The 10,079-nt window shown below is 67.8% G+C and carries 4 protein-coding genes and 3 pseudogenes; 5 read left to right on the forward strand and 2 right to left on the reverse strand.

What is annotated here, in order from left to right; all coding sequences use genetic code 11:
- Positions 1-69 precede the first annotated feature (69 nt).
- Positions 70-682 (forward strand): annotated as a pseudogene (locus ACFYXB_RS44590) (integrase core domain-containing protein).
- Positions 683-763: 81 nt separating this feature from the next.
- On the opposite strand, the pseudogene ACFYXB_RS44595 reads toward ACFYXB_RS44590, so the two are convergent.
- A pseudogene (locus tag ACFYXB_RS44595) lies at positions 764-1,040 on the reverse strand (integrase); the annotation flags it as partial.
- 1,273 nt (positions 1,041-2,313) lie between these two features.
- Here ACFYXB_RS44595 and ACFYXB_RS44600 point away from each other — a divergent pair.
- The 4 genes from ACFYXB_RS44600 to ACFYXB_RS44615 are packed head-to-tail and all read left to right on the forward strand — an operon-like array spanning position 2,314 to position 8,880.
- Positions 2,314-3,576, forward strand: a complete 1,263-nt coding sequence (locus ACFYXB_RS44600) for a glycosyltransferase (protein ID WP_389591142.1) — start codon at positions 2,314-2,316, stop codon at positions 3,574-3,576.
- Entirely contained in the window at positions 3,573-5,210 is a 1,638-nt protein-coding gene (locus ACFYXB_RS44605) for an ArnT family glycosyltransferase (RefSeq protein WP_389591143.1), read from the forward strand. The genes ACFYXB_RS44600 and ACFYXB_RS44605 overlap by 4 nt, the downstream gene beginning before the upstream one ends.
- Before the next feature lie 41 nt (positions 5,211-5,251).
- Positions 5,252-6,421 carry a glycosyltransferase gene (locus ACFYXB_RS44610; protein ID WP_389591145.1) on the forward strand — a complete coding sequence of 390 codons (1,170 nt, stop codon included), beginning with the start codon at positions 5,252-5,254 and terminating at the stop codon, positions 6,419-6,421.
- Positions 6,422-6,477: 56 nt separating this feature from the next.
- Complete coding sequence (locus ACFYXB_RS44615; protein WP_389591147.1) at positions 6,478-8,880, forward strand: galactose oxidase-like domain-containing protein; 2,403 nt, start codon at positions 6,478-6,480, stop codon at positions 8,878-8,880.
- Positions 8,881-9,016: 136 nt separating this feature from the next.
- Here the strand turns inward: ACFYXB_RS44615 and ACFYXB_RS44620 are convergent.
- Positions 9,017-9,444, reverse strand: a pseudogene (locus tag ACFYXB_RS44620) (dioxygenase); the annotation flags it as partial.
- Positions 9,445-10,079: the final 635 nt, after the last annotated feature.

The raw sequence follows: 10,079 nt of genomic DNA on the forward strand, positions 1-10,079 counted from the left end.
ACCTGACGGCTGGACGATGGGAGCCGTGTGAGCCGAGAGGCTCCCGCACGGTTCTGCGAGCGGCGGCGGGTGCGATTCCCGCCGCCGACTCACCTGGCGCTGCGGCACCAGTTACTGGTTCTCCAACCCCAGGTCGGCAGGCCCGCGTTCAGTGACATCGACCGTGCGGTGCTCGCGGGCCTGCTCCACCACCTGCCGAGGCACAAGCTGCGCCGCCTCCTGCTGCTGGTACGTCCGGATACGGTCCTGCGCTGGCACCGTGACCTCCTCAAGCAGCTCCATGCCGCAGCTTGCGCACCGAAACGGCGCGGACTTGATCCGTGACCGCGACTCGAAGTTCACGCGGGTCTTCGATGCGGTGCTGGCCGATGCCGGACTGAAGGTCGTCAAGAGCGGCGTACGAGTGCCGCGGATGAACTCCATCATGGAGCGCTGGATACAGACCTGCCGGCGCGAGCTCCTGGACCGCACCTTGATCTGGAACCAGCACCATCTCCCTCACGCTCTACGCGAGTTCGAGTCCTTCTACAACGGGCATCGTCCGCACCGAACCCTGCACCAAGCGGCTCCACTCCGCCCACTGCCCGAACCGATCACCAAACAAGGGCAGATCGGATACCTGCAGATCCACCGACGAGGTCGACTCGACGGCACCCTTCACGAGTACCAACACGTCGCTTAAGCAGGCCGGATGATTAATCGTCACCCGCAGTACCGCTAAGCGGCTTGAGCTGCAGCGATGACTTTACGAGCCCCACAGGGTCGCGGCGTGGCGGCGTTTGAGCAGGTTGCGGTGCCAGCGCAAAATCGTGTCCGGTCGGGCCAGCAGCAGGAGGTGCCGCAGTTTGGCCATCGGGAGGTAGTGGACCAGGACGGCGCGGTCGGTGTCGGTGAACGTGGGCTTGCCGACCTGGCGCTGCAGGACCAGCAGTTGGTGCCGTAGCGCCAGGATCTCGATGTCTTTGTCTCGGTCACTCATCGGCAGCAGGCGCGGAAGCCAGGGTGTTGGTTGCGGTGAGATAGGCCAGGCGCAGCAGCACGACAGATCATGATGCCGTCGACGCCCGGCACTGGCCAAGGCTCTGATGCGATCAGCGGGCACAGCTGGAGAGTGGCGATCAAGGCAGCGACCTGGACGGATGTCTTATCGGCACCCGCAGTCTCGCCGAAGGTCCCTGGTCAGAAGCGTTTACCACGTACTGGCACCCGCTCACCCAGCTCCCTTCCACTGGCTGACTGCCGGGCCCCGACCGGACGAGGACCAGGATGGAGCAGCAGATCCGGGCCTGTGGAACCGGGCGCACCCGCAGCGGCATGCGACGGCCCGCACCGCACGGCAACGAGATATTACGGATAAACCGCGGAGCCGATCAGCGGCCGATCGCCACTGACGAATCGAGGCCGACTTGACGACGATTAACCCGACCTCCGAAGAGCGGGAATCTCGGCAGGACACCAGTCGGCCGGGCTGACTCGTACGTACGGGTGAGCCCCAATCTGCGTCCACCGATGGCCTGCCATGCCCAAGAGCCGCTCACCTGCTGGTTTCTCCGTTCTGCGAAATCGACGCGGAAACCGCCCGCAGGAGCGGCTTGCAAGGCAATACGCACAGCAACTAACGTCCAACATCGTCGGACAGATTGTCCAATGACGCTGGGCGGGGTTGCGTGTACCCCGAATACGTCTTCCTGCGCCCGTCACGAAATGGAATCACCATGCTCGACGTGCATGAACTGGACAGCGAGTCCGCGGGACTGCTTCCGGCCTCGAGGTCCTGGGCAGAGGACGGAGGAAACCGCCGGACATGCCCCAGGTCGTCGCGGAGGGCGCCGTGGAAACGATCCCTCGTGTACGCACGCTGTCTGATTTAAAGGCAAGGCCGCTTGCGGTTGCAGTACCAGGGCAGTTGCAGGGCGCGGGCCACTCGGATCCGATCGGCCTGCGGCGCAGGTGACGCAGCTCATCGCACCACCAACATCATGGGCACCTGGGGTCCCGGGGCACTCGCCGACCGCTGACGCGGTGGTCCGCGCCGACGGACCGATTGCCGATTCCCTTCGCTGTACGTCTCGGTTTCCGTCCGACAAACCGGTGTGCCCGGCGATTCAGCCGCGTACACAGGACCACTTCCGCACACCAAATCCGCCGTGACATGCGAACTCCCGTATTTCGCAGGTACGCGCCCGGGGCCCGCGCATGCGCCCGGAAACGAGAGCATGCCCCGATTTCTCGCCGCCGAGTCCGCGACCGGCACCACCCCACAGGGATCCATTCACAGCTGTGTTGTTCCACAGCCCGTCTGAGGAGTTCTACTTGTTCTCGGCGCTCATCACCGTCACCTCGCTGACGCTGTTCTGGACGGCGGCGTTCACCCTTTGGTGGCAGATGCATGCCTGGCGTACGCCCGCGACGCTGGCGGCCACCCGTTTCGCGCGGCCCGACGGGGACGCTCGTCTCTCGTTCTCCCTGCTGGTGCCCGCGAGGCACGAGCAGGCGGTCCTCGAGCACACCGTCAACGGCCTGCTGCAATCTGCGCACGGGGACTACGAGATCATCATCATCGTCGGCCACGACGACCCCGGCACCGCCGAAGTGGCCGAGCGGGTCGCGGCGTCCGCGCCCGACCGGGTACGGGTGGTGGTCGACACCAACGAGTCGAAGAACAAGCCCAAGGCCCTCAACACCGCGCTGCCGTACTGCTCCGGCGAAGTCGTCGGGGTCTTCGACGCCGAGGATCAGGTCCACCCCGCCCTCCTGACCCATGTGGACCACGCCTTCCGCTCCACCGGGGCCGATGTCGTACAGGGCGGCGTCCAGCTGATCAACTTCCACTCCAGCTGGTACAGCCTGCGCAACTGCCTGGAGTACTTCTTCTGGTTCCGCAGCCGGCTGCACCTGCATGCGCTCAAGGGCTTCATCCCGCTCGGCGGCAACACCGTCTTCATCCGCACCGACGTGCTGCGGGAGGCGGGCGGCTGGGACGGGAACTGCCTCGCCGAGGACTGCGACCTCGGAGTGCGGCTGTCCAGCAAGGGCAAGCGTGTGGTCGTCGCGTACGACGCCGAGATGGTCACCCGCGAGGAGACACCTGGCACCCTGGTGAGCCTGCTCAAGCAGCGGACCCGATGGAACCAGGGCTTCCTTCAGGTCTACCGCAAGAAGGACTGGAAGCAACTCCCCACCCTGGGGCAGCGGATGCTCGCCCGCTACACCCTCATGACGCCGTTCTTCCAGGCATTCACCGGGGTGATCATCCCGATCAACATCTGGGTGGCGCTCTTCGTCGACGTCCCGGTCGGCACCACGGTCGTCACCTTCCTGCCCGCGCTCACCGCCACCGTCACCTTCGTCTTCGAGATCGTGGGCCTGCACGACTTCGGCCGTCAGTACGCCCTGCGGGTGCGCCTGGTGCACTACGTCAAGCTCATCGTGGGCGGTCCCTTCTACCAGCTTCTCCTGGCCGGAGCCGCCACCCGCGCGGTGTGGCGCGAGCAGCGCGGCCGCAACGACTGGGAGCTGACCCGCCATGTCGGCGCCCACCTCGCCGAGGCGAGCGGAGAGGACGTGCGCCGGTGACCGTCACCAGGTCCACCGCTACTCGGCCCGCTGCGGCTGTCCCCGCGCCGCGTACCGACGCACACCCCGTCGCGAAGAGCCCCGCTCCACGATTCCGCTTCCGCACCTCTGGCCCCGATCTTCTCCTGTGCGGCGTCCTGTTGACGGTGATCCTGACCGTCCAGGGCTGGAACATCACGCGCTTCCCGACCTTCAGCGACGACGAGGGCACGTACCTCGCGCAGGCCTGGTCGGTCCAGCAGGGCAGGGGGCTGGCCCACTACACGTACTGGTACGACCACCCGCCGGTCGGCTGGATCCAGATCGCGCTCATCACATGGCCGGCCTCGCTGATCGACCAGGACGCCATGACGGTGGCGACGATGCGTTACGCGATGCTGCTGGTCAGCGGGATCAGTGCGGTGCTGCTCTACGTGCTGGCGCGACGGCTTGGCCTGCCGCGCTGGGCGGCCGGGCTCGGCATGGCATTGTTCGGGCTGTCGCCGCTGGCGGTCGTGCTGCAGCGGGAGATCTTCCTCGACAACATCGCGGTGATGTGGATGCTGCTGGCGTTCTGCCTGGCCGCGTCCCCCAACCACCATCTGTGGCACCACTTCGGGGCCGGGTTGGCCGCCGCCACCAGCGTCCTGAGCAAGGAGACGATGCTGGTCGTGCTGCCGGCGCTGCTGGTGACGATGTGGCAGCACAGCCACCGTGACACCCGCAAGTTCGCGGTGACCGGCGCGGTGGTCGCGTGCGGGCTGACCGGGCTGGGGTATCCGCTCTATGCCCTGCTCAACTATGAACTGTTCCCGGGCCCTGGGCACGTCTCGCTGATCGACGGGATCAGATTTCAGATGAGCCGCGAGGGCTCGGGCTTCATCCTCGCCAAGGGCACCAACTCGCACGCCGTCTTCGAGTCGTGGCTCTACTACGACACTGTGCTTCCGCTCGGCGGGCTTGCCGGCGCTGTGCTGCTGCTCGGTGTCCTGCGCTGGTCGGTGACGGCCAGGGCGCTGGCCGGTCCCGCTCTCGCCGTGGCAACCCTCGCTCTGGTCGCCATGCGTCCGTCGGGCTATCTGCCCGCCATGTACGTGATCCAGGCGCTGCCCTTCCTCGCGCTGATCGTCGCCGGGACCGCCGCGAGCGTCACCCACGCGGTGTTGCTTCGCGGCGCCCGGCGCGGCGGCCGGGCCTTCCGGTACGCCCGCGGGACGCTGCTCGCCGCCCTGGGTGCGACCGCCGCCGTCCTGGTCGTATCGCACTGGTACGACGGCGACCGCACCGCCCTGACCGCCGACGCCAACGCGCCCTACCGGGCGGCCGCCGCCTGGATGCGGGACGACGTGGCGGACCAGGGCCGCACGCGGGCGCTGGTCGACGACGCCCTGTGGCTCGACCTCGTCCACGCCGGATACCGCCCCGGTGACGGCGCCATCTGGTTCTACAAGGCCGACCTCGACCCCGCTGTCGCCAGGACGCTGCCGAACGGCTGGCGGGACATCGACTACGTGGTCGCCTCCCCGACGGTGCGCCGGGACGCCGTTGACCTGCCGACCGTCAAGGCGGCACTGCAGCACTCCACCCCGGTCGCGGTCTTCGGCGAGGGCGCCGACCGTATCGAGATCCGTCGCATCGCTGGAGGAACCAGGTGACCGTGTTCAGTAGCAGTACGGAAGAGGCCAACGCCCCCGATCTGCGCGCCGGAGCGCCCACCGCGCCCGGCTCCGTCACCGTGGTCATCCCCACCTTCAACGAGTCCGGCAACATCCGCGAACTCCTCGCCCGGCTGGCCGATTCCCTCCCTGAGCGGCTGCCCGACTGCGAAGTCGTCTTTGTGGACGACAGCACCGACGACACCCCGGCGGTGGCCGAGATGGCGGGCCGCGACCGCCCGTTCTCCGTCACCGTCATCCACCGCGACACCCCGGCCGGCGGACTCGGCGGCGCCGTCGTCGAGGGCCTGAGGGCCGCCCGCTCCGAGTGGGTCGTCGTGATGGACGCCGATCTGCAGCATCCGCCGTCCCTCGTCCCCGAGCTCGTCGAGACCGGCACCCACAAGAGCGCCGACCTGGTCGTCGCCAGCCGCTACACCGGCGGCGGCAGCCGCGCCGGGCTCGCCGGAGCCTACCGGGTCGCGGTCTCGCGCGGCGCGACCTGGCTCACCAAGGGCTTGTTCCCGCGGGCCCTGCGCGGCATCAGCGACCCGATGAGCGGCTTCTTCGCCATCCGCCGCGACGCGCTGCGCAACCATCGCGGCAGTGGCGCTCTGCGCCCGTTGGGGTACAAGATCCTGCTGGAGCTGGCGGTCCGCAGCCGCCCCCGCGCCGTCGCCGAGGTGCCCTTCGTCTTCCAGGACCGCTACGCGGGCGAGTCCAAGTCGACCGCCCGGGAGGGAATGCGCTTCCTCGCCCACCTGGTGAGGCTGCGCACCGCTTCGCCGGTCGCGCGGGTGCTGGTCTTCGGCCTGATCGGGCTCACCGGCTTCGTACCCAACCTTGCGGCGCTGGCCGTGCTCACGTCCGCGGGCATGCACTATGTGCCCGCCGAGATCGTCGCGAACCAGTTCGGCGTGCTGTGGAACTTCCTGCTGATCGAACTGCTGCTGTTCCGGGAACGCCGCCGCCACCGCCACTGGGCCGACCGCTCGGGCCGGTTCGCGCTGCTGGCCAACGCCGACCTGCTGCTGCGCATCCCGCTGATCACGCTGTTCGTCGGAGGACTCGGGATGGGGGTGTTCACGGCAACCGCGTTCGCCCTGGTCGTGACCTTCGTCCTGCGGTTCGCGGGCACCGAGATGCTGGTCTACCTGCCACGCCGCGGCCGCTGGGCAGCCGGCCGCCGCGGAAAGATCGAGGAGGCCTGATGACGAGAAGAGCAGGCGGCCCCTTCGCGGCCGCCACCGCCTTCATTTTCGCAGCCATGGCGGCGCCCTTCCTCCTGCTGTCGGCCCCCGAGGCGGCCGAGGCGGGCACCAACCTCATCATCAACCCCGGCTTCGAGACGGCTGGAACCGGCGACATGCCGGCCTGCTGGGAGAAGTCCGGCTGGGGCGACAACGACTTCACCTTCACCACCACCGCCGACGCGCACTCCGGAAGCAAGGCGGTGACGGTCGCCCTGACCCGCCGCGTGGACGGCGACCGCAAGGCGATGATGACCGAGACCCCCGACTGCGCCCCGCACGTGACGACGGGACAGCAGTACGACCTGTCGGTCTGGTACAAGTCGACGACCGCGGACACCGCGGTCACCCTCTTCCGGCACGACACCACGGCCGGCTGGCAGTACTGGACCGACCTGATGAACCCACCGGTCAGCGCCGCCTGGAACAAGGCCGAGGTGCGCACCCCGCCGGTCCCGGCCGGCACCGACCAGCTCACCTGGGGCGTGTCCGTCTACGGCGTCGGCAGCATCACCACCGACGACTACACCACCGAACTCTTCGGTGGCACACCACCGGAACCGGTGTGCACGGGCACCGCCGCGCAGTGCCGGGACGGCAAGTGGGACGTTCTGCCCGCGCAGAACCCGGTACGCTCGATGCACTCCGTGGTCCTGAAGAACGGCAAGGTGCTGCTCATCGCGGGCTCCGGCAACAACACCGACAACTTCGCGGCCGGCAGCTTCACTTCCGCCGTCTACGACCCCGAGGCCGGCACCTACAAGGTCATCCCCACCCCAGACGACATGTTCTGCTCGGGCCACATCCAGCTGTCCGACGGCCGCGTACTGATCATGAGCGGTAACAAGGCCTACCCCGCCGCCGACGGCTCGCACGGCTATGAGGGCTACCGGCACAGCTACGTCTTCGATCCGGACACCGAGACCTACACGCAGACCAACGACCTCAACGACGGCCACTGGTATCCCTCTGCGACCGAGCTGGGCAACGGGGATGTACTGTCCTTCGGCGGCCTGCGCGAGGACTCCACGGGCTCGGTGACGGCCGAGAAGTGGTCGGCCGCGCAGAACAAGTGGCTCCCGCTGTCGCAGGTCAACCAGACCTGGTCGTACTGGGGACTGTACCCGTCGATGATCCTGATGCAGGACGGCCGGCTCTTCTACTCCGGCAGCCATGTCTTCGGCAACGGCACACCCGGCACTGGCTCTGCGGTCTACGACTACGATGCCAACACCGTCACACCCATCAACGGCCTGCAGAACAAGGACCAGCGCGACCAGTCAGCCAGCGTGCTGCTGCCCCCGGCGCAGGACCAGCGCGTCCTGACTATCGGCGGCGGCAACATCGACAGCAACCCCGACGGCAACCGGCTCACCGACCTCATCGACCTGAAGCAACCGAACCCCACGTACTCAGCGGGACCGCTGCTGCCCCAGGGCACCGTCGACCTGCCGACGGGCACCGTCCCGCAGACCGGCGCCCAGGGCAAGATGTACGTCTCGGCCGTCCTCCTGCCCGACGGTAAGATCCTGGAGACCGGCGGCGGACTGCACAACCGGGCGGACCCCGTCCACGAGACGTCGATCTTCGATCCCCAGACCGAGACCTTCGCCCCCGTCGCCGCCGACCCCGAGGCCCGCGGCTACCATTCCTCGGCCTTCCTGCTGCCGGACGGCCGCGTCATGGCCACCGGCGACAACCCCGGCAACGGCACGTGGAACCACAATGTGTCGATCTACACGCCGCCGTACCTCTTCAAGGGCCCCCGGCCGCAGATCACCTCGGTCACCGACAATCACTGGACGTACGGCAGCAGCCAGCGGATCACCGTCGACCGCACCATCGCCAGGGCCGAACTGATCCGCCCGGCCGCGGTCACCCACTCCTCCGACCCCAACCAGCGCTTCGTAGACCTGCCGCTGACCGTCGTCAACGGCACCACCATTGACCTCAACGTCACCAGCAACCCCAATGTGGCGCCGCCCGGCTGGTACATGCTCTTCGCGGTCGACGCCAACGGCGTGCCCTCGGTGGCGAAGTGGGTCCACCTGGACGACCAGGGGAGCGGCACCGCGCTGCGCTCCACCACCTCGGCCGGCGCGGACACACCGTCCCCGCACATCCACGACTTCGCCAGGGACCTGGCGAACAAGCCCCAAAAGCCCGGGAAGAGGCGCACCTCGGCCCCGGTCGGCGTCCGCGTCTCCGGCTGCGACAACCACTACGGCACCCCCGACCTCTGTGTCCCGGCCGTCTTCCCGAACACCGTCAAGGCCACCGCGGCCGCCCGCTGCACATGGCTGAGCAGACACGATTTCCAGCTGCCGTTGAAGGTCAACGGTGCGGCCGACCCGCTGCGGCTCGATCCGAACCACAATGGCATGGCCTGCGACCGTACCGACGGCATGTCACCCACGTGACAGCTGCACGGCGACAGATCAGCGTCGGGCGCTTCGTCGTCTTGCCCAGCCACCACACACCCGTAGGCCAGACGAACCTCGACAAGCTCGACCAGTTCCGCCGCAGCGCCCCGTAGCGCTTCGGAATGGCTTCACATTCGGTAGGCGTGCCCGAGGGGGCGCCGGTGGGGCCGCTGCCGCCGCCGGAGGACAGGCTCTCGTAGCCCGAGTAGACGCCCAGCGCGTCGGCATGCCAGATGTCGACGGCCGCGTCCCGAATCGGCTTGCAGGTCTCGGAGTCGATCACCTTCAGCTTGAGGGTGAGGGGGATGCCCTCCTTGTCCTCGGTGATGTCCTGGCGGATCTTGTCCGCGTCGATGTGGTACGGACCCTCGGTGGTCTCCGAGGTGAGCTTGTAGCAGCCAGCCGCCTCGGTGCTCGATGCGGACGCGGTGTCGGCCGTCTCGCCCGCGAAGGCGTTCACGGCGATACCACCCCCACCCCGGCCACGGCCACCCCGCCCGCCGCGATGACCTTACGCCGCGTCAGGTCTCTTTTGTGTGCCGGTCCTTGTGTTCTCGTCATGGCGAGGACGCTAGGCAGGAGGACTGTCAAAGGCATGGGAGCGGGTTGTGTTTTCCTGTGGGGCCTGGGGCGCGTGGGAAGTCGACAGCAACAAAATCCTCTGACTCCTGTTCGTCGACAGGCGCGGTACCGCAGCATTGCCCGCATGTTTGGACGTACTCGTCGGGCCCGGGCAGACGTCCGGGGGAAGGGCACGTGGGCTGGCCGCCCGGCACGGAACTCGTCGGAGACAGTGGCGAGCATCGAAGTGTCGACGATGCCCGGAGCGATCGTGCACACCCTGATGCCGTACTGCGCGAGATCCCGGGCGGCAGGCAGCGTTCGGCGCATGAGGTCCCGGTGCCACCTCAGAACCGTGTCCGGGGAGACAATCAGCTGCAGCTGCCGCAGCTTGGGCCTCGGGAGCCGGTGGAGGAGCGCGGCCAGGAAAGCGCGATCCGCCGAGGAGACGCGTGGCCTGTCGATATCCCACCCGGCTATCTGCTCAGCCCTCACACCCCATCATTCCCGGTCAACGACACCGAACGAGAACCGTCACAAGATCTACGGCTGGAGGTGTGCCACGAACACTGAGAGTGAGGTTGATGTAGGTAGAGACCCTGCTTGATGTGGTGCTGTGCGGATGATGAAGGTTT

It is taken from the genome of Streptomyces sp. NPDC002619 (assembly GCF_042889305.1).
GTDB lineage: Bacteria > Actinomycetota > Actinomycetes > Streptomycetales > Streptomycetaceae > Streptomyces.

Coding starts and splice junctions, on each gene's coding strand:
- ACFYXB_RS44615 (WP_389591147.1), top strand. CDS start 6,478: ATGGCGGCGCCCTTCCTCCTGCTGTCGGCCCCCGAGGCGGCCGAGGCG.